The sequence below is a fragment of the Pseudomonas sp. OTU5201 genome (assembly GCF_038440135.1).
In the GTDB taxonomy this organism is placed as follows: domain Bacteria; phylum Pseudomonadota; class Gammaproteobacteria; order Pseudomonadales; family Pseudomonadaceae; genus Metapseudomonas; species Metapseudomonas resinovorans.
The window spans coordinates 92,958-110,305 of sequence record NZ_JASATC010000006.1; the positions used below are offsets into that span (position 1 = coordinate 92,958).

A 17,348-nucleotide genomic window follows, 5' to 3' on the forward strand; every position below is an offset into this window, starting at 1 on the left:
TCTGGGAGAGGGCCGGGGTGAGGGAACGTCACCCTGATCAGGAGTTGGACATGAACAAAGACATCGAACGCTACACCCCCTCCGAGCGCAGCAATCACTGGGCGGTGGCCATCCTGTTCTTCCTTGCCGGGCTCTCCGGCCTGGCACTGTTCCACCCGTCCCTGTTCTGGCTGAGCAACTTCTTCGGCGGCGGCCCCTGGACGCGCATCCTGCACCCCTTTCTCGGCGTGGCCATGTTCCTCTTCTTCATCTGGCTGGCCATGCGCTTCGCCGGGCACAACCGCTGGGAAAAATCCGACAGCCAATGGCTGAAACAGTGGAAGGACGTGGTCAACAACCGCGAGGACAGACTGCCCGAAGTCGGCCGCTACAACGCAGGCCAGAAGCTGTTGTTCTGGGTGCTATTGCTCTGCATGCTGGTGCTGCTGCTGACTGGCTTGGTGATCTGGCGGGAGTACTTCAGCCACCTGTTCGGCATCGAGCTGATTCGCATCTCCGCCCTGCTGCACGCCTTCGCCGCCTGGGTGCTCATCCTCAGCATCATCGTCCACATCTACGCAGGCATCTGGATCAAGGGCTCCATCAGCGCCATGCTTCACGGCTGGGTCAGCAAGGGCTGGGCCCGCAAGCACCACGGCGCCTGGTACAAGCAAGTCAGCAAGGAGGAGGGCGGCAAACGCTGAGCCGCTGGCTCACGGGCGGCTTCCTGTAGGGGCGAATTCATTCGCCAAGGGCAGCGCAAGCTGCCCCCCTTTCCACCGACACAAGGAGTCCTGCGTGTCAGGCCAGATACTCGAACCGGGCCAGATCGAGGCCGCGGCGAACATCCCACCCTTCCTCCACCTGCCCGGACGCGACCTGTTCCGCGTCCGCGCGATACGCCTGCGCCAGCTCGCTGAGGACCATCCGCTGGCCGGCTACCTGCTGCTGGTAGCGGCACTCTGCGAGGCCCAGCAGCAGGTGCTGGATAACCCGCCGCCGCTTCCCGGTCCGGCCCCCGAATCCCTCGCCCGTAGCCGCGAACACGGCATGCCGCCCATTGCCTTCGAAGCCCTGGTGCGCGCCGATGGCTGGCTGGCCGCTCTGGACGCGCTGCTGGTTCGCGTAGAGGCCATCACCAATCCCGCCGTTGCCGAAGCCGTTCAGCAACTCAAGATCGCCGACACAGCCCAACGCAAGACCTGGGGCGTGGCGCTGCTCAGTGGCCAGTTCGACCTGCTGCCACCCGCCATCGCCCCCTTCGTTGGCGCCGCCCTGCAAGTCGCTTTCAGCCACTGGCTGCTGGCCCTGCCCAATGACGTGATCGTGGAGAGCGAGGCCAAGGTCCTCTGCCCGGCCTGTGGCTCACCCCCAGTGGCCGGCATGGTCCGTCATCGCGGCAAGTACAACGGCCTGCGCTATCTCGCCTGCTCGTTGTGCTCCTGCGAATGGCACTACGTGCGGCTGAAATGCAGCCACTGCCAGGAAAGCAAGCACCTGGCCCATCTCTCGCTCGACCGTGACGGCGTGAAGGGCGAACAGGCGCCGATCCGTGCCGAGGCCTGCCCCAACTGCCAGGGCTACCTCAAGCAGTGCTACCTGGAGTTCGACTCAGGCGCCGAAGCCCAGGCCGACGACCTGGCCAGCCTCGATCTCGACCTGCGCCTGAGCGAAGAGGGCTACCTGCGCCGCGCGCCCAACCTCTTGCTGTCCCCCGGATCGGATTAAGCACCTAGACTCAACAACGGACCTGATTGCCCCACGCTAAGGAATGCCCATGTCGGCCGCTCGCTTGCCCTCCGTCGACCGCCTGCTGCGCAGCCCGGCCTGCACGCTCCTGCAACAGCGATACGGCCGCGAGGCGTTGCTCAAGACCCTGCGCGACCTGCTCGACGAGCTGCGCGAACCGGCGCGTCATGGCCAGCTCGCTGCCATCGAACTGACCGACTCCGTGCTCGCCGGTCGCGCTGGCGAACGTCTCGCCGCCTGGCATACCCGTCGGGTGCGGCGCGTGTTCAACCTCACCGGCACCGTATTGCACACCAACCTCGGCCGCGCCCTGCTGCCCGAGGAGGCCATCGAAGCCATCACCCTCGCCGCACGCTTCCCGCTCAACCTGGAATTCGACCTCGCCACCGGCAAGCGCGGCGACCGCGACGACCTCATCACCGGGCTGATCCGAGAGCTCACCGGCGCCGAGGCGGTCACCGTGGTCAACAACAACGCCGCCGCCGTGCTGCTGGCGCTGAACAGCCTGGGCGCACGCAAGGAAGGGGTGATTTCCCGAGGGGAACTGATCGAGATCGGCGGCGCGTTCCGCATCCCCGACATCATGGCCCGCGCCAGCGTGAAGCTGGTGGAAGTGGGCACCACCAACCGCACCCATCCCAAGGACTACGAGGCCGCCATCGGCCCACGCACCGGCCTGCTCATGCGCGTGCACACCAGCAACTACAGCGTGCAGGGTTTCACCGCCAGCGTGCCCACGGCAGAGCTCTCCACCATCGCCCACCGCCACGGTCTGCCGCTGCTGGAAGACCTTGGCAGCGGCACCCTGGTCGACCTCACCCGCTGGGGGCTGCCCAAGGAGCCCACCGTGCAGGAAGCGCTGCGCGACGGCGCCGATATCGTCACGTTCAGCGGCGACAAATTGCTCGGCGGCCCCCAGGCCGGTCTGATCCTCGGCAGCAAGGAACTGATCGGGCGGATCAAGAAAAACCCGCTCAAACGCGCACTGCGCGTGGACAAGCTGACCCTTGCCGCCCTCGAAGCGGTGCTCGGCCTCTATCGCGCCCCGGAGCGCCTCGCCGAACGCCTTACCACCTTGCGCCTGCTCAGCCGCCCACAGGCCGACATCCGCGCCCAGGCCGAACGCATCGCCCCGCTAGTGGCGACCCAGCTCGGCGCCACCTGGCGGGTGAGCGTGGAGCCGGCCCTGGGCATGATCGGCAGCGGCGCCCAGCCCGTGGCGCGCCTGCCCAGCGCAGCCCTGTGCCTGCGTCCGCAGCAGCCCAAGCGCCTGCGCGGCCGCGCGCTGCGCCAACTCGAAGAGAGCCTGCGCACCTTGCCCATTCCCGTGATTGGCCGACTTGATGACGACGCCCTCTGGCTCGACCTGCGCCAGCTCGACGACGAACCGGCCTTCATCGCCCAACTGCCGCACTTGCAGGGGGCCGTTGAGTGATAGTCGGCACGGCGGGCCATATCGACCACGGCAAGACCGCCCTCCTCAAAGCGCTCACCGGAATGGACGGCGACCGCCGCCCGGCCGAGCGCGAGCGCGGTATCACAATCGACCTCGGCTACCTGCATGCCGACCTCGGCGACGGCCAGCCCACCGCCTTCATTGACGTGCCCGGCCACGAGCGCTTCGTCCACAACATGCTGGCCGGCGCCTGCGGCATCGACCTGCTGCTGCTGGTGGTCGACGCCGACGACGGCGTGATGCCGCAGACCCGCGAGCACCTGGCCATCGCAGAACTGCTCGGCATTCGCCGCGCCCTGGTGGCGCTGACCAAGATCGACCGGGTGGCACCCGAGCGCGTCGATCAGGCGCGCGCCGAAGTCGTCGCGCTGCTGGCGCCCAGTGCGCTGGCCGGGGCTGAACTCTTCCCTGTGGATAGCCTGAGCGGGAAGGGCATCGACGCCTTGCGCAGCACCTTGTTGGCCGAGGCGAACCTTACGGCTGGGCGCGGGGCTGACGGCCATTTCCGCCTGCCCATCGACCGGGCCTTCAGCGTGTCCGGTGCGGGCGTGGTGGTCACCGGCACCGCCTTTGCCGGGCAGGTAAAAGTGGGCGACGAACTCGTGCTCAGCCCATCCGGCAGGACAGTGCGCGTACGCGGTCTGCACGCCCGCAACCAACAGGCAGAAGAAGCCTGCGCCGGCCAGCGCGTGGCCCTGAACATCGCCGGAGAACGCCTGGCGCTGGAACATTTGCATCGTGGCGACTGGCTGCTGGCGCCGCCCTTGCTGGCACCCAGCACCCGACTGGACATCGACCTGCGCCTGCTCCCCGGCGAGCCCCACGACCTCGCCCACTGGACGCCCGTGCACGTCCACCTTGGCGCCCAGGATGTCACTGGCCGAGTAGCCCTGCTGGAGGACAACAGCCTTGCCCCCGGCCGTCGCACCTTCGCCCAACTGTTGCTCAACGCGCCTGCACACGCGGTCCACGGCGATCGCCTGGTGCTGCGCGACCAGTCCGCCCAACGCACCCTTGGCGGTGGCCGCGTACTCGACCCCTTCGCGCCCGCCCGCAACCGTCGCACGCCCGAACGCCTGGCCGAACTTGAAGCCCTGTGCGGAGAGAAGCTGGAAGCCGCCCTGCCAGCCTTGCTGAGCACGGCCCACAATGGCCTCGACCCGCAACGGCTGGAACGCCAGTTCAACCGCCCCCGCACAGGTTGGGCGCTGCCCGAAGGCGCTGTGGAAATCCCCACCCGCATCGGCCCGCGCCTCTTTGCACAACAACGCTGGCAGGCCCTGGCGCAACAGCTGGTCGAAGGCCTCGCACGCTTCCACGCTGAACAGCCCGACGAACTTGGCCCCGACCGTGACCGCCTGCGTCGCTATGCGTTTTGCGCACTGGAACGCCCCATCTTCATCGCCCTGATGGAACAACACCTCGCCAGCGGCGCCGTGCAAGCCAGCGGCCCCTGGCTGCACCTGCCCGACCACCGCGTACAACTCAGCCCTGAGGACGAAGCCCTGCGCCAACGCATCTGGCCATTGCTGGAAGCGGGCGGCTTCGACCCACCCTGGGTCCGCGAACTCGCCCACGAACTGACTGTGGAAGAGGGCGCCATACGCCTGCTGGAACGCAAGCTCGCCCGCCTCGGCCAACTGCACCAGGTGGTAAAGGACCTGTTTTACCCGGATGCGACCATCCGCCAACTGGCCGCACTGGCCCGGCAACTGCAGGACGAACACGGCAGCATCAAAGCCGCCCGCTGGCGCGACTGCCTCGCCATCGGCCGCAAACGCAGCATCCAGCTACTCGAATACTTCGACCGCATCGGCTTCACCCGCCGTATCGGCGACCAACGCAAGATCAGGGAAGACTCAGCATTGGCCCAAGTGCCAACGCCCTGATCACAAGTTTTGGAAGGCAAGCACGTCCAGTGGCGGGGTTGGGCTTCAAACCCTGAAAATTGCCGGCTCATTGCATTGCACAAAGCCCGTCGTTATGGGCTTTCGTTTGACTCACATCAGTTTGTGCCCTCAATCGAGGCCTATATTTGATAGTGGCGATCCATACCCTGCCCACCATCCGCTGCAAGGAACTGAATAATGAAAGCATCCATATTCGCCGTCCTCACGTTGGCAGTTGTGCTTTTCCCCGCCTTAACTTTTGCGCAACAGGACGCTAACCCCGCCAAGCCGATGCAGCAGTCGATGAGCATCGAGCAATTTGACCAAGAGATGGCGAAAGCGCAGGAAAACCTGAAGAACATGCAGGAGCAGATGAGCCTAATCCAGAAGACGACCGACCCTGCGCAGCGTCAGAAACTGATGCAACAGCACCAAGCGATGATGCAGCATGGAATGCAAATGATGAACGGGATGTGGGGCGACGGAATGATGGGGTGCTGCGGAGCTGGCAAGATGGGCGGACATATGAAGGCAGGCGGCCACATGATGGGCTGGGGCCAAATGGGCAGCCACTACTCCAAGATGACGCCTGAACAGATGAGGCAACATCAATACATGATGGACAGGTACATGGGCATGCAACAGATGATGATGGATCAGATGATGCAGCATCAGCAGCATATGGGCACACCGCCTCGCTAAACCCTCTTCATCAGTAGCTGAATCGAGAGGTGTTGCACTGACTGGTTGAATCCGCCGTCCCCTTTTTCGTCTGAAACCAAGTCAAAGCGTCGCAGATCGATCCCGATCACGTCCGAGCTGGAAACCCGCATCCTTGACCACTTCGCGAAGCGTGGGCTATTCACCAATTGCCGGAATAGCTTTGATGAGGCCGTGGAGAAGACAGGTCTGAATCTGCCAACTGGCCAAAGGGCGAATGTGTTGCGACACACCTTTGCATCACACTTCATGGCCAATGGCGGGAACATCCTGTCTCTGCAGAAAATCCTGGGGCACTCGTCCTTGTCGATGACGATGCGCTATGCCCACCTAGCACCAGGGCACTTCCAGGATGTACTAGAGTTCGGCCCATCGAGGGATTTTCGACAGTTCTTCGACACCTCCCCGCTTGCACAGCAGGTAGGCATGGAAAAAGCCTTATAAATCAACATGGAAGGCAAGCACGCCCGGTGGCGTGGCCGGGCTTCAAACCCGGTGGGGGACGGCAGCCGTTCCTGGGTGGGTTCGACTCCCACTGCCTTCCGCCAATTCGCCCCTCTGGAGGCCCCGGATTACGGGGCTTTCAGCGCATCGACCGACCCCGGCTTGGCCGAGGTGTCGAAAAAGTGTCGAAATCCCGAATCTGAGGGGAACGGGGACGAGTCTATTTTCTGTCGTTGCCCAGCATCCGCGATGGGTTCTCCCTCATCTCATGCGGTACACGCCACACATCAATGTGGTCATCTCGCTCGATATAGAAGACCAGGTTGGGGTAGCGCTTCAGCGCTCAGGAGCGCAGTCCCGGCAGATCGAGCTCGTGGGCGTATCTCTATGAGCCCGATTCAGGATGCCGGCTGATGCGCTTGTAGCTCCGCTCCAGGGCGTCGATAGAGCCCAGTGCTGGCCTGTTCGATTTCTTCATTTGAACGTGGGAAACCACGTCCTTAGGGCATGTTCATGAGTCATCGGCGCTGCCTGTGACGATCGAAATGCGTGATTTGCAGGATGAAGTCAAATTTTCAGTAGCCCGGATGAAATCCGGGGAAAGTCCAATCGCCGCTCCCGGATTTTATCCGGGCTACGATCTGGGCCATGCAGGGGAACTGTCTTCGTAAGCTGGACGTTTCGACAGACGGTCAGTCCAGATTGGCCCTGAGCCCTTGCGGCTTCCAAGGGCGCTCAGCACTATGCGCTGCAGTTCATTCGGCGGTTGCTTTAATGAGCAGGGGGCAGCCCGATTGGCTTTCCACCTGGTTGTTCAAGTAACGCAGCTTCACGGGCAACACCGCATCAGGAAAAGCGCCTCTTAGAAGGCGGACTTACGCACAAGCGACTATCAGGAGTTGATATGACCATTCGATTCGCACTGGGTAGCATGCTGGTACTCATGGCAAGCGTTTCGTTTGCCGCCACCCCTGCCGCCAAGAAAGAAAGCGACAACTACTACCTGAACTGGCAGGAACGTAACGGCGCAATCGCCCTGGACTCCGTCTGCAGCAAGAACGAGAAAGGCTCCTCGCAGTTCCGTAATTGCCAGAAGCATGCGCAGGTGGTGTTCCGTAACTCCTGCACCCGGTCGAAAGACCCGTCAAGCAAGTGGTGCGTGGCGCAGAGTCAGTACAAGCCCTGAGTCCGTATCGGCCTCCACCCCGCCGGCCCTGCCTCTGAAAGCCCCAGTTTATGGGGCTTTCCGCCCTCTTTTTTGCGCTCTCGACCGCTGGGTAGAGACGCACGGCTGCTGCCAATCTCGCGCTTATAGTGGATAGGTGACCCTCGCAACGGCGCTTCTTACCGCAGGAGGCCAGCGATGAACGCAGCGAGATATCTGGCACTGATCATGGCTGCTTGCGGATTGTGCGGATGCGCGAACCCGGCAGGCGACACCAGCAACGAGATGCTTGAAGTCAGGTTGAATGCTACGCCGAAGAACGCCGGGCGCATCGCCCAGGCGACGCTGGTGCCGCGGGCTGATGAGACGAGCATTTCGCTGGTGATCAGCGGCGTACCGTCGAACACGACCAGGCCTGTTCGCCTTTACACCTTCATTTACCCGGGAAGCTGTGCGCATCCGGGGGCTTCTCCAGCCTATGAGCTGAACAGAACGGTCACGACGGACCGCCACTTTCGGGGTGATGTCTGGCGAATGTCGAAGTCGGTACCGGTTCCCCTCTCGACGCTTCGCGCGGGCGATTACTCCCTCGTGTTGCGCACGACGCCCGCGGACGGCAGTTACGATATTTTCTGTGGGGATATCCGGTAAGGCACGCGCCATGCCATTGGAAAAGGCTCCCGGTAAGGAGCCTTTTGGATTGGGCGTGAGGACGGCTTGAGGCGCAGGCCCTTGGCCTGCCTGGCGATTGAAGTCGCCCCTGCAGAAGCGCCGCGGCTGGCTCCCTGGAGGGAGGTGTGAGCGCGCGGCTACTCGCAGAACCGCCCGCTTTTCGCTTCTGGAATCAGTGCCATGTAGTGCTTGCCGCTCATGTGCACCAGTTCGTCGTGGCGGCCGGATTCGAAGTAGATGTCCGGCTGTTCGGTGAGGGACTGGTCGACCAGGGTTTCCAGGCCGAAGAGATTGCCCACGGCCGGGATGGCGCCGACATCGCAGTCACCGAAGCGTTTGCCGAAATCGCGTTCGTGCACCAGGCGCCAGTGGCGGTGGGTGAGTTTGTGGACCTTTTCCAGGTCGACATGGCGCGAGGCGGGAATCACGGCCATCAGCCAGTGGCCCTGGAAGTCGTCGAGGATGACGGGCTTGGCCATCTGCTGCGGTGGTATGCCCGCGCGGCGGGCGGCTTCACGGGTGGTCATGGAGGCGGCGTGGTTGAGCACGTCGAAGCGGGTCTTGTGCTGCATCAGACTGCTTTGCAGCTGGGTGATCATGGTCATGAGACACCTCCTGCCAGGCGCCGGCTTGTCGCTCCCGATAAGCCGGTGGGGCCGGCACGCAAGGAGGAGCCTCCCGCTCCCCACCCGGCATCGACGTTGGCCGGTGCCTTGTGGATAAGTTTAGTGAGAGGCGGGCGAGTGGGGGCGGCAGGTGCCGACCGGTTCAGCCGGGGTTGTGGCCCATGGTTTCGCAGTGGGTCATGAGGCTCAGTCCGCGAGAGACTTGTCCATCTGCACCAGGGCAATGCGGCGGCCGTCCGGGGCGTGGCGTTCGACGATGGCGCGGGGCTGGTAGCCGAGGCGGGTGTAGAGCAGCAGGCCACCGGCGTTGGCATTGAAGCAGGAGACTTTCATCAGCCTTGCCTTGTACTGCTCGCGGGCCTGGCGCTCCATGGTTTCGATCAGGTACTGGGCCACGCCCTGACCGCGAGCCCAGAAGGCCACCATCATGTTGCCGAGGGCGCAGAACTCGCCGTTCTGCCATTGGTAGAAGTTGGCGAAGCCGGCGACCTTGCCTTCCAGCAGGGCGACGGTGCTGCCGCGGCGCTCGGCCATGGCTGCGGCGAGCTGGCCAACGGTGAGCGGCCAACTGGCCTTGGGATAGGCGAAGAAGAGTTCGTCCGCATCCTGGGGGAAGCGGACGATCTCGTGGAGGTCTTCGGCGCTGGCGGTGCGGTGTTGCAGCAGGGGATTAACAGCGGGCATGAGGTCCTCAGTGCGGCGGGTATTGGGCGATCACCTTGGCGACCGTCTCGCGGATGGCGGCTTCACGTTCGGCAGGACTTGGCGGTGCGCTCGTCATGACCTGCTCGGCACTGCCGCGCCAGACCAGCTTGCCGTCCTTGCCGTCGTACAGGTCCACCTGAATGGTGGCGACCTTGTAGTTGTAGATGCGGGTTTCGGTGTAGGCCGGGCCGCCCCAGTAACCTCCCCAATAACCGCCCCAGGCGCCACCGTAGTTGTAGCTGGTCTGTTGCTGGCGTTCATCGACGATCAGCCAGGACTGGACGTTGAGGTCGGCCTTGCCGCTGGCGGCGGGGCGCAGGCCGCGCTGGTCGAGTTGCTGGCCGACGGCTTCACGGATGCGTTGCTCGGTGAGGTCGCTCTTGATGCGTGGGTCGTCAGGGCTGTACTGCAGGGCAGGCTCTTTCCAGCTCCAGCTGTGATAGGCCGCGAAGTCGCGGGTGCTGTCGTAATCGCGGTTGAGGTTGTAGTTCTGGCAGGCGGCCAGGAGCAGTGCTGCGGACAGGACTAGCGTGCGGCGGATCATGATCGGATCTCCTCTGCCTGGACCTCTATCGAAGCGCAAGGCCGGGCCGCCGGCAAGGAGATTTTGGGGGGGTGGGCGAGGGCGTCTCAATTCGGTGGATAGTCGCCCAGCGCGTCCTTCACCGCCCGGCGCAATGCGTTGACGCTGTTGGAGCGGTCGCCATTGGCGTAGGCCTCGCCGCTGCCACTCCACACCGGCTGGTTGTCGTGGGCGTCATAGAACTCCAGATAGACCACGGCCACCTGCTCCTCGTAGGTGCGGACGATGGGGACGGTGGCCCAGGCACCGTACTGGTCGTGCCAGGGGCCGCTGCCGTAGTAGGCGCCGCCGTAGTCGTCGTACTGCCGCAGGCGCTTTTCGTAGCGCAGGCGGGCGCTGACCTTGAGATCGGCCTGGCTGGGGTCGCGGGCCTGGCGCAGGCCGTGCTGGTCGAGGCCAGCGTTGACCATGTCGGCCATCTGCTCTGGGGTTGCCCAGTTGTTGCCGGCGGGGAGCTGGCCGTCGAACCAGGTCCAGCTGCGGTAGCGGCCGAAGTCGCGCGGCGGCGCAGGGTAGGCGCTGCTATCAAAGGTCGTCGCCGCGCCCGGCGGCGCGGGCGGCAGCGGGCGGGACTCGGCCTTGTACGGATTGGGGCTCTGGCAGGCGGACAGCAGCAGGGCGAGGGCGAGCAGCGCGGGCAGTTTCATAGGGCCTCCGTTTATAGAGGGCGGCAAATCCAGTGCAGATAGCGGCCCAGTCCCTGATAGCTGGGGTGGCGGCGATAGGCCAACTCCATTTCCAGCAGGTCCACCAGTTCGGCCTTGGCCTGGAACTCCTGGGGCATGTAGTCGTGGAACACCCGCACGCCGCTCTGTTTTTCGACCTGCCAGTGGCCTTCGAGTTGCGCGGCCAGGCCACGCGGGTCCAGGGGTTGCTGCGGGGTCAGACTCTGGCCTTCGCCGGCGAACTTGTGTTTGCGCAGTTTGCGGAAGTGGCCCTTGAGCAGGTTGCGGTAGATCAGCGCGTCCTTGTTGTAGAAGGCCAGCGACAGCAACCCGTCTTTGGCGGTGAGCTGGTGCAGCACCGGAAGGATGGCCTCGGGTTCGGCGAGCCATTCCAGCACGGCGTGGCACAGCACCAGGTCGTAGGGTTCGGTGAGCTGGCCGAGCAGCTCCTGCCAAGGCGCCTGGAGGAAGGTGGCGTTCTGGCCGGCTTCGTTGAAGCGCTGGCGAGCGCCTTCGAGCATGGGTTCGGCGGGCTCGGCCAGGGTTACCTGGTGACCACGCTGAGCCAGCCATAGGGACATATGGCCGAGGCCGGCGCCGACGTCGAGCACGCGCAATGGGCGTTCGGGCAGCACTTCGGCCAGGTCGGCCTGGAGTACCGCGAGGCGGATGGCGCCCTTGGCGCCGCCGTAGATCTTCTCAGCGAAGCGTGTCGCCAGTTCGTCGAAGTGGCGGTCGGTCATGTGAAGCGCCTTTCGCTGTCGGCGAGTTTGGCGCGCACCACGGCATCCATGTCCAGGCCCAGTTCGGCGCAGAGCAGCAGGAGGTAGAGGATGATGTCGCCCACTTCCTGGCCGGCGTGGGCGAGTTTTTCAGGGGGTAGCTGGCGCGACTGGTCTTCGGTCAGCCATTGGAAGATTTCCACCAGCTCGGCCATTTCCACGCTGGCAGCCATGGCCAGGTTCTTCGGGCTGTGGAATTGCCGCCAGTCGTTGCGGTCGCGAATGGCGTGCAGGCGGGAGGTGAGTTCGTCGAGGTTCATTGGGCTCTCCTTGGAGCCGCTAATGGTCCCGCCGGCCGCCCGCCGGCGCAAGGGTCAGACGAGGGGACGCCAGCTCCCGGCCATGTGCGGGGTGTCGCCCTGGCCGCGCAGGACGAGTTGGCCTTCCGGCGCCGCTGCGCTGGCCAGCAGGGTGACTTCGCCCGGCAGCAACACGGGTTTCTGGAAGCGCACTTCCAGCTCGTACCCGGCTGCGGGCAGGTGAATTTCCAGCGCCGCGAGGCTGCGGGCCTTGTTCCACAGGCCGTGGGCGATGGCGCGAGGGAAGCCGAACAACCGGGCGCTGATGGCCGAGAGGTGGATGGGGTTGTAGTCGCCGGCCACGCGGGCGTAGCGCCGGCCGATGTCGCCGGAGGCATACCATTGATCCAGATGGTTCAGCGGCAAAGTCTCCACGGCGGCGCGCGGTTCAGCCTGACCAGTCAGGCGCAGGCCACGGAAGAGGATGCGGCTGTCGCCTTCCCAGACCAGGCCGAGCTGGTCTTCCAGGCGGGTGATCAGGCTGAAGGTGACGCCTTTTTCATGGGGCTGCAGATCATCCAGCTGCACGCTGACGGTGAAGGGGCCGAGGCCGCCCAGCGCACGAAATACGCGGATACGGTTTTCCAGGTGCACCAGCCCCAGCAGCGGGAAGGGGAAGCGCGGGTCGGTAAGCAGACGCATCTGCAGCGGGAAGGCGAGGATGTGTGGATAAGTCGCCGGCAGCAGCCCCTTGTCGCTGAAGCCACAGACGGCGCGGTAGCGCGCCAGGTGGCCGGGGTCGACGCTCACCTGGCAACGCACGCCCAGTTCGGGCAGGGCCTTGCCGCGCGTGCCACGGCGCACGGCGGCACGGGCGAACAGGCCGGGGAGGGCGGGGGGAGCGGACAGGTCGAGCCAGTCGGTGGCCATGGATGATCTCCTGGAGGCGAATGGGGCTCAGCATAGCCAGCGCAGTACAACGCACATTGGCCGAGCGTCCAGCGGCAACGGCAGGGCAGTCAATCACGGCCTTGAGCGGCGGGGACAAAGCTGCATAAGATGGCCGCGCCTCGCAGACAATAAGAATTATCCGAAAATGATGCGTGATCTGACCGACGATGTGGCGCTGATGCGCCCGGTGATCGACGCCCTGCGTGCCAGCGGCACCGATCCGGACAAGGTACTGGTGCGCGTGGGCCTGCCGCCTGGCGGGCTGCCCGCAGGTCGCTTTCCCCATGCTGCGCAAACCCAGTTCTGGAAGGCTGCCGCCGACGAATGCGGCGAGGAGCATGTCGGCCTCTACCTGGCCGGTCACCTGCCTGCCTTCCATGGGCTGCTGTTGGAATACCTGTTCCTCTCCAGTGGGACCTTCGGTGAGGGGTTGCGCCACGCCCTGCGCTATGTGCGCCTGCTCTCCGATACCCTGAACGCCCATCTGGACGTGGAGGACGACCGTGCCGTGTTGTCCCTCGGCCGACACGCCGGCAGTAACCGCCACTTCCCGGAAATGCTCGCCGGTGCGGTGATTCGCCTGTTCCACGCCCTCACCGAGGGCCAGTTCAAAGCCCGTGAAGTGCAACTGATGCATGCCGAAGGCGCGCCCGCCGAGCGCTATCAGGCGGTGTACGGCTGCCCGGCGACCCTGGGCGCCGAGCGTTATGCGCTGATTTTCGATGCCGAAGTACTGGACAAACCCTCGCGCCACGCCGCGCCAGACTTGCTGCGCATGCACGAATCCCTGGCCCGTCGCCAGTTGGTCGAGGTGGAACGCCTGGACCTGGTGCGCCAGGTGCGCGAGCTGATCGGTGAGTTGTTGGTGGACAGCGGTGCCACCCTCGAACAAGTGGCCGCCCGCCTGAACATGCCGGCCCGCCGCCTGCGCGAACGCCTGGCCATGGCCGGCGTGCGCTTCAACGACCTGGTCACCGACTACCGCTGCCGGTTGGCCAAGGAGCTGCTGCTGAAGACCGACGAGCGCATCGAGGTGATTGTCGAACGCACCGGCTTCTCCGAGCCGAGTACCTTCTACCGGGCGTTCAAGCGCTGGGTCGGAGAGACGCCGGTGGAGTTCCGGCGGAAGGGGAAGGGCGAGGGTTGAAACCCGCGCGCGTCCGGTCGGGGCTAATGCCTTTGTGGGGGCGAATTCATTCGCCAAGCAGGCCGCAGGTCTGCCCTGCGGAGCCTATTGGGGTAGCTGCGCTGCCCTTCGGCGAATGAATTGGCTATGTCTGCGTTAGCTGTTGCAACGTTGAGTGAAGCCTTCTAGCGCGGGCCCTCTAGGCTTCCGCGCCAGCCGGATACAACCCTCACCCCCGTCCCCGCCCTGCGCCCCGGCCTGATCGCTTCGCGCTCATGCGTTCATCGCCACCGGAAGCAATGCTTCCGAAAGCGTGCCTCTTCACCCCAGAGGGCGAGGGGTGACTTGCGTCGGCGAGGCATGAGTCATCCTGAAGCCCACACGGGCCTGAACCCGGGCAGACGAGGTGGGGCAGCGACTACGCCCCTTCAGGAGGCCGAGCGGAATCGTTGCGCAGGGGGACGAGCGGCATGGATGCCGCGAGAGGCGTGTGGGGCCATGGATGGCCCCTCGCGCCGTGCCCCCGTAGCAACGATGGAGGGAGGGAACCCCGGCGAAGCCGGCGCCGGATGCAGGGGCAAGCCCTTTGGTTCCTTTCTGGCGTTTGAGAAAGGGACTCGCCTGGGAAGGCGAAAACAGAAACATCCGCAGAACTCGGCAAGCAGCTTGGCTCAGGACGTTCTAGCAACACTTAACGCAGACATAGCCAATGAATTCGCCCCCACAAGGATTTGATCCACGTGGAGTGCTTGTGGTCAGGCCCCCATCAGGCTTTGCCCGCACACCCTCATCACCTGCCCGGTCAGGGCACCAGAGCCCGGCTGGGCGAACCAGGCCACGGCTTCGGCCACGTCCTGGGGGAGGCCGCCCTGGTTCATGGAATTCATGCGCCTGCCGGCTTCGCGAATGGTGAGGGGGATGGCTGCGGTCATCTGGGTTTCGATGAAGCCCGGCGCCACGGCGTTGATGCTGATGCCGCGCTTGGCCAGGACCGGCGCCCAGTTCTGCGCCAGGCCGATCACCCCTGCCTTGCTCACTGCGTAGTTGGTCTGGCCGAGGTTGCCGGCGATTCCGCTGATGGAGGCGATCAGCACCACGCGGCCGTTGTCGTGCAGCTTGCCGGCGTCCAGCAGGGCCTGGGTGAGTACGTGCGGGGCGCGCAGGTTGACGTTGATCACCGAGTTCCAGAAGTCGTCGCTCATCTTGGCCAGGGTCTTGTCGCGGGTGATGCCGGCGTTGTGCACCAGGATGTCGACGCCTTCGGGCAGGGCTTCTACCAATTGGCTAGCAGCGTCGTCGGCTGTGATGTCCATGGCGATACCCCAGCCGCCCAGGCGAGCGGCGAGACCGTCGAGGGCGTCCTTGGCCTGGGGCACGTCCAGCAGCACTACGTCGGCACCGTCGCGGGCCAGGGTTTCGGCAATGGCGGCACCGATGCCGCGGGAGGCGCCGGTGACCAGCGCGCGCTTGCCGGCCAGCGGGCGGGTCCAGTCCTGCACCTTTTCGGCACAAACGGTCAGGCGCAGCACTTGGGCCGAGACGTAGGCGCACTTCGGCGAGAGGAAGAAGCGCAGGGCGCCTTCCAACTGGTCCTCGGCACCCTTGCCCACATAAACCAGCTGGACGCTGCCGCCACGGCGGATTTCCTTGCCCAGGGAGCGGGTGAAGCCTTCCAGGGAGCGCTGCACGCTGGCAGCCACCAGGTCTTTGGTAGTTTCCGGAGCGCGGGCCAGCACCACCACTTTCGGGCAATTGCCCAGGCCTTTCATGGCCGGCTGGAAGAAGTTGCGCAGCTCGATCAGTTGCTCGAAGCGGGTCAGGCTGCTGGCATCGAAGATCAGCGCCTTGAGTTTCGGGCCGTGCTCGGCGGTCCAGCGTGGCAGGCCGAAGCGGCCGTCTTCATCGGCGAAGTTCTGGTCGGTGATCCTGTTCAGCACGGTGCTGGCGGCTTCCGCCAGGGCGCCCTGGCCACCGATCAGCAGGGCACCGTCCACCGGCCGTGCGCGGCCCGCCATCCAGCGCTCCAGGCGCACCGGCGCCGGCAGGCCGAGGGCGCCAACCAGGCGCCGGCCGGCGTTGGAGTTGGCGAAGGCGAGGTAACGGTCGTTCATGGGGTAGCGCTCCTGCTGGAAAATCGAAAGTGGGCTCACTCTACGCAGACGCAGGTTGCGCGCAATTGACCGCGCTGACCTGCCGCCCGGCAAGGCGGCCAATCCAGGCGTCTAGTCTTGTATCCGACACTGCAACCTGCCAACCCTCATCGCAAGGAGTCACCATGACCCAGCTTCGCCGGGTCGCCATCGTCGGCGGCAACCGCATCCCTTTCGCCCGCTCCAATACGGTCTACGCCACGGCGAGCAACCAGGACATGCTGACCAGCGCCCTCGAAGGCCTGGTGGAACGCTTCAACCTCCATGGCGTGCGCATTGGGGAGTTCGCGGCCGGTGCAGTGCTCAAGCACTCCCGGGACTTCAACCTGGCCCGCGAGTGTGTGCTGGGCTCGCGCCTGGCACCGGAAACGCCGGCCTACGACATCCAGCAGGCCTGCGGTACGGGACTGGAGGCGGCCATCCTGGTGGCCAACAAGATCGCCCTGGGGCAGATCGAGAGCGGCATCGCCGGCGGCGTGGACACTACTTCCGACGCGCCCATCGGCGTGCATGAAGAGCTGCGCAAGATTCTCCTGGAAGCTAATCGCGGCAAGACCACAGGCGACAAGATCAAGACGTTGCTGAAGGTGCGTCCGCGCCACCTGGCGCCGCACATTCCGCGCAACGGCGAGCCGCGCACCGGGCTGTCCATGGGCGAGCACTGCGAGCTGATGGCGCAGACCTGGGCCATTCCCCGTGATGAACAGGACCTGCTGGCCATCGCCAGTCACCACAAGCTGGCGGCCGCCTATGCCGAAGGCTGGCAGAACGACCTGATGAGTCCCTTCCGTGGCCTCAATCGCGACCAGAACCTGCGCCCGGACATCAATGCCGAGAAGCTGGCGAGCTTGAAACCGGTGTTTGAACGCGGCCCGCGCGGGACCCTGACGGCGGCCAACTCCACTCCGCTTACCGACGGCGCCTCGGTGGTGCTGCTGGCCAGCGAGGAATGGGCCAAGGCACGCGGGCTGCCGATCCTCGCGTACTTCAAGGATGGCGAGGCGGCGGCGGTGGATTTCGTCAGCGGCAATGAGGGCCTGCTGATGGCGCCGGCCTACGCCGTGCCGCGCCTGTTGGCGCGCAACAACCTGTGCCTGCAGGATTTCGATTACTACGAGATCCACGAAGCCTTCGCCGCCCAGGTGCTCTGTACCCTCAAGGCCTGGGAGGACGCCGACTACTGCAAGACCCGCCTCGGCCTGGACAAACCGCTGGGCGCCATCGACCGCAACAAGATGAACGTCAAGGGCAGCTCACTGGCCGCTGGCCACCCCTTCGCCGCAACGGGCGGGCGCATCGTCGCCAACCTGGCCAAGCTGCTTTCGGTGGCCGGAGAGGGGCGCGGCCTCATCTCGATTTGCGCCGCCGGCGGCCAAGGTGTGACTGCGATCCTGGAAAAGTAATCCAATACCCGTGGCGGCAAGTCATCGCCGCCACGTGATGTAAG

At 65.0% G+C, this 17,348-nt stretch carries 17 protein-coding genes, 1 tRNA gene and 1 pseudogene; 11 read left to right on the top strand and 8 right to left on the bottom strand.

Going from position 1 to position 17,348, the window contains the following annotated elements; genetic code table 11:
- The first annotated feature begins 50 nt into the window (after positions 1-50).
- The 9 genes and pseudogenes from AAHM40_RS05680 (at position 51) to AAHM40_RS05720 (ending at position 8,053) form a co-directional block, all read left to right on the top strand.
- The gene (locus AAHM40_RS05680; protein ID WP_342243797.1) at positions 51-683 is read left to right on the top strand and encodes a formate dehydrogenase subunit gamma; all 633 of its coding nucleotides are present in this window, start codon (positions 51-53) and stop codon (positions 681-683) included.
- A 94-nt stretch (positions 684-777) separates the two neighbouring features.
- A complete protein-coding gene (fdhE, locus tag AAHM40_RS05685) occupies positions 778-1,707 on the top strand; it encodes a formate dehydrogenase accessory protein FdhE (protein ID WP_342243798.1) in 930 nt (309 codons plus the stop codon).
- Between the two features lie 49 nt (positions 1,708-1,756).
- Positions 1,757-3,163, top strand: coding sequence for an L-seryl-tRNA(Sec) selenium transferase (gene selA, locus AAHM40_RS05690; RefSeq protein WP_342243799.1), 1,407 nt, complete (start codon positions 1,757-1,759; stop codon positions 3,161-3,163).
- A complete protein-coding gene (gene selB, locus AAHM40_RS05695; RefSeq protein ID WP_342243800.1) occupies positions 3,160-5,073 on the top strand; it encodes a selenocysteine-specific translation elongation factor in 1,914 nt (637 codons plus the stop codon). Before selA ends, selB begins: the two co-directional genes overlap by 4 nt.
- Before the next feature lie 198 nt (positions 5,074-5,271).
- Complete coding sequence (locus AAHM40_RS05700; protein WP_342243801.1) at positions 5,272-5,775, top strand: hypothetical protein; 504 nt, start codon at positions 5,272-5,274, stop codon at positions 5,773-5,775.
- A gap of 75 nt (positions 5,776-5,850) precedes the next feature.
- Positions 5,851-6,237: pseudogene (locus tag AAHM40_RS05705) on the top strand (tyrosine-type recombinase/integrase); the annotation flags it as partial.
- Between the two features lie 8 nt (positions 6,238-6,245).
- Positions 6,246-6,341 (top strand) — tRNA-Sec (locus AAHM40_RS05710).
- Between the two features lie 800 nt (positions 6,342-7,141).
- Complete coding sequence (locus AAHM40_RS05715; RefSeq protein WP_342243802.1) at positions 7,142-7,423, top strand: hypothetical protein; 282 nt, start codon at positions 7,142-7,144, stop codon at positions 7,421-7,423.
- A gap of 177 nt (positions 7,424-7,600) precedes the next feature.
- Entirely contained in the window at positions 7,601-8,053 is a 453-nt protein-coding gene (locus AAHM40_RS05720) for a hypothetical protein (RefSeq protein WP_342243803.1), read from the top strand.
- 158 nt (positions 8,054-8,211) lie between these two features.
- Here the strand turns inward: AAHM40_RS05720 and AAHM40_RS05725 are convergent, their stop codons facing one another.
- From AAHM40_RS05725 to AAHM40_RS05755, 7 genes are all read right to left on the bottom strand, one after another.
- Positions 8,212-8,679 carry an aminoacyl-tRNA deacylase gene (locus AAHM40_RS05725; protein ID WP_342243804.1) on the bottom strand — a complete coding sequence of 156 codons (468 nt, stop codon included), beginning with the start codon at positions 8,677-8,679 and terminating at the stop codon, positions 8,212-8,214.
- Between the two features lie 207 nt (positions 8,680-8,886).
- Positions 8,887-9,384, bottom strand: a complete 498-nt coding sequence (locus AAHM40_RS05730; RefSeq protein WP_342243805.1) for a GNAT family N-acetyltransferase — start codon at positions 9,382-9,384, stop codon at positions 8,887-8,889.
- A gap of 7 nt (positions 9,385-9,391) precedes the next feature.
- On the bottom strand, positions 9,392-9,949 hold the full coding sequence (locus AAHM40_RS05735; protein WP_342243806.1) for a DUF4136 domain-containing protein: 558 nt from the start codon (positions 9,947-9,949) through the stop codon (positions 9,392-9,394).
- Positions 9,950-10,035: 86 nt separating this feature from the next.
- Positions 10,036-10,635, bottom strand: coding sequence for a DUF4136 domain-containing protein (locus tag AAHM40_RS05740; RefSeq protein ID WP_342243807.1), 600 nt, complete (start codon positions 10,633-10,635; stop codon positions 10,036-10,038).
- An 11-nt stretch (positions 10,636-10,646) separates the two neighbouring features.
- Positions 10,647-11,396, bottom strand: coding sequence for a methyltransferase domain-containing protein (locus tag AAHM40_RS05745; protein ID WP_342243808.1), 750 nt, complete (start codon positions 11,394-11,396; stop codon positions 10,647-10,649).
- Complete coding sequence (locus tag AAHM40_RS05750; protein ID WP_342243809.1) at positions 11,393-11,695, bottom strand: MazG-like family protein; 303 nt, start codon at positions 11,693-11,695, stop codon at positions 11,393-11,395. The genes AAHM40_RS05745 and AAHM40_RS05750 overlap by 4 nt, the downstream gene beginning before the upstream one ends.
- Positions 11,696-11,749: 54 nt before the next feature.
- Positions 11,750-12,604 carry a MaoC family dehydratase gene (locus AAHM40_RS05755; protein WP_342243810.1) on the bottom strand — a complete coding sequence of 285 codons (855 nt, stop codon included), beginning with the start codon at positions 12,602-12,604 and terminating at the stop codon, positions 11,750-11,752.
- Between the two features lie 169 nt (positions 12,605-12,773).
- Between AAHM40_RS05755 and AAHM40_RS05760 the strand changes: the two genes are divergently transcribed.
- Complete coding sequence (locus tag AAHM40_RS05760; protein ID WP_342243858.1) at positions 12,774-13,772, top strand: AraC family transcriptional regulator; 999 nt, start codon at positions 12,774-12,776, stop codon at positions 13,770-13,772.
- 734 nt (positions 13,773-14,506) lie between these two features.
- On the opposite strand, the gene AAHM40_RS05765 is transcribed toward AAHM40_RS05760, so the two are convergent.
- A complete protein-coding gene (locus tag AAHM40_RS05765; RefSeq protein ID WP_342243811.1) occupies positions 14,507-15,862 on the bottom strand; it encodes a 3-oxoacyl-ACP reductase in 1,356 nt (451 codons plus the stop codon).
- Between the two features lie 164 nt (positions 15,863-16,026).
- On the opposite strand from AAHM40_RS05765, the gene AAHM40_RS05770 reads away from it, so the two are divergent.
- Positions 16,027-17,304 (top strand): acetyl-CoA C-acetyltransferase, encoded by a 1,278-nt coding sequence (locus AAHM40_RS05770; protein WP_342243812.1) that lies wholly within the window; start codon positions 16,027-16,029, stop codon positions 17,302-17,304.
- The last annotated feature ends 44 nt before the right edge of the window (positions 17,305-17,348 follow it).

What these genes read in the sequence shown, in the direction of transcription:
- AAHM40_RS05740 (WP_342243807.1), bottom strand. Translation starts at nt 10,635, where the DNA reads ATGAAACTGCCCGCGCTGCTCGCCCTCGCCCTGCTGCTGTCCGCCTGC.
- AAHM40_RS05700 (WP_342243801.1), top strand. Translation starts at nt 5,272, where the DNA reads ATGAAAGCATCCATATTCGCCGTCCTCACGTTGGCAGTTGTGCTTTTC.
- AAHM40_RS05765 (WP_342243811.1), bottom strand. Translation starts at nt 15,862, where the DNA reads ATGAACGACCGTTACCTCGCCTTCGCCAACTCCAACGCCGGCCGGCGC.
- AAHM40_RS05735 (WP_342243806.1), bottom strand. Translation starts at nt 9,949, where the DNA reads ATGATCCGCCGCACGCTAGTCCTGTCCGCAGCACTGCTCCTGGCCGCC.
- AAHM40_RS05760 (WP_342243858.1), top strand. Translation starts at nt 12,774, where the DNA reads ATGCGTGATCTGACCGACGATGTGGCGCTGATGCGCCCGGTGATCGAC.
- selA (WP_342243799.1), top strand. Translation starts at nt 1,757, where the DNA reads ATGTCGGCCGCTCGCTTGCCCTCCGTCGACCGCCTGCTGCGCAGCCCG.
- AAHM40_RS05715 (WP_342243802.1), top strand. Translation starts at nt 7,142, where the DNA reads ATGACCATTCGATTCGCACTGGGTAGCATGCTGGTACTCATGGCAAGC.
- AAHM40_RS05725 (WP_342243804.1), bottom strand. Translation starts at nt 8,679, where the DNA reads ATGACCATGATCACCCAGCTGCAAAGCAGTCTGATGCAGCACAAGACC.
- AAHM40_RS05680 (WP_342243797.1), top strand. Translation starts at nt 51, where the DNA reads ATGAACAAAGACATCGAACGCTACACCCCCTCCGAGCGCAGCAATCAC.
- AAHM40_RS05720 (WP_342243803.1), top strand. Translation starts at nt 7,601, where the DNA reads ATGAACGCAGCGAGATATCTGGCACTGATCATGGCTGCTTGCGGATTG.
- AAHM40_RS05770 (WP_342243812.1), top strand. Translation starts at nt 16,027, where the DNA reads ATGACCCAGCTTCGCCGGGTCGCCATCGTCGGCGGCAACCGCATCCCT.
- AAHM40_RS05750 (WP_342243809.1), bottom strand. Translation starts at nt 11,695, where the DNA reads ATGAACCTCGACGAACTCACCTCCCGCCTGCACGCCATTCGCGACCGC.
- AAHM40_RS05730 (WP_342243805.1), bottom strand. Translation starts at nt 9,384, where the DNA reads ATGCCCGCTGTTAATCCCCTGCTGCAACACCGCACCGCCAGCGCCGAA.
- AAHM40_RS05745 (WP_342243808.1), bottom strand. Translation starts at nt 11,396, where the DNA reads ATGACCGACCGCCACTTCGACGAACTGGCGACACGCTTCGCTGAGAAG.
- AAHM40_RS05755 (WP_342243810.1), bottom strand. Translation starts at nt 12,604, where the DNA reads ATGGCCACCGACTGGCTCGACCTGTCCGCTCCCCCCGCCCTCCCCGGC.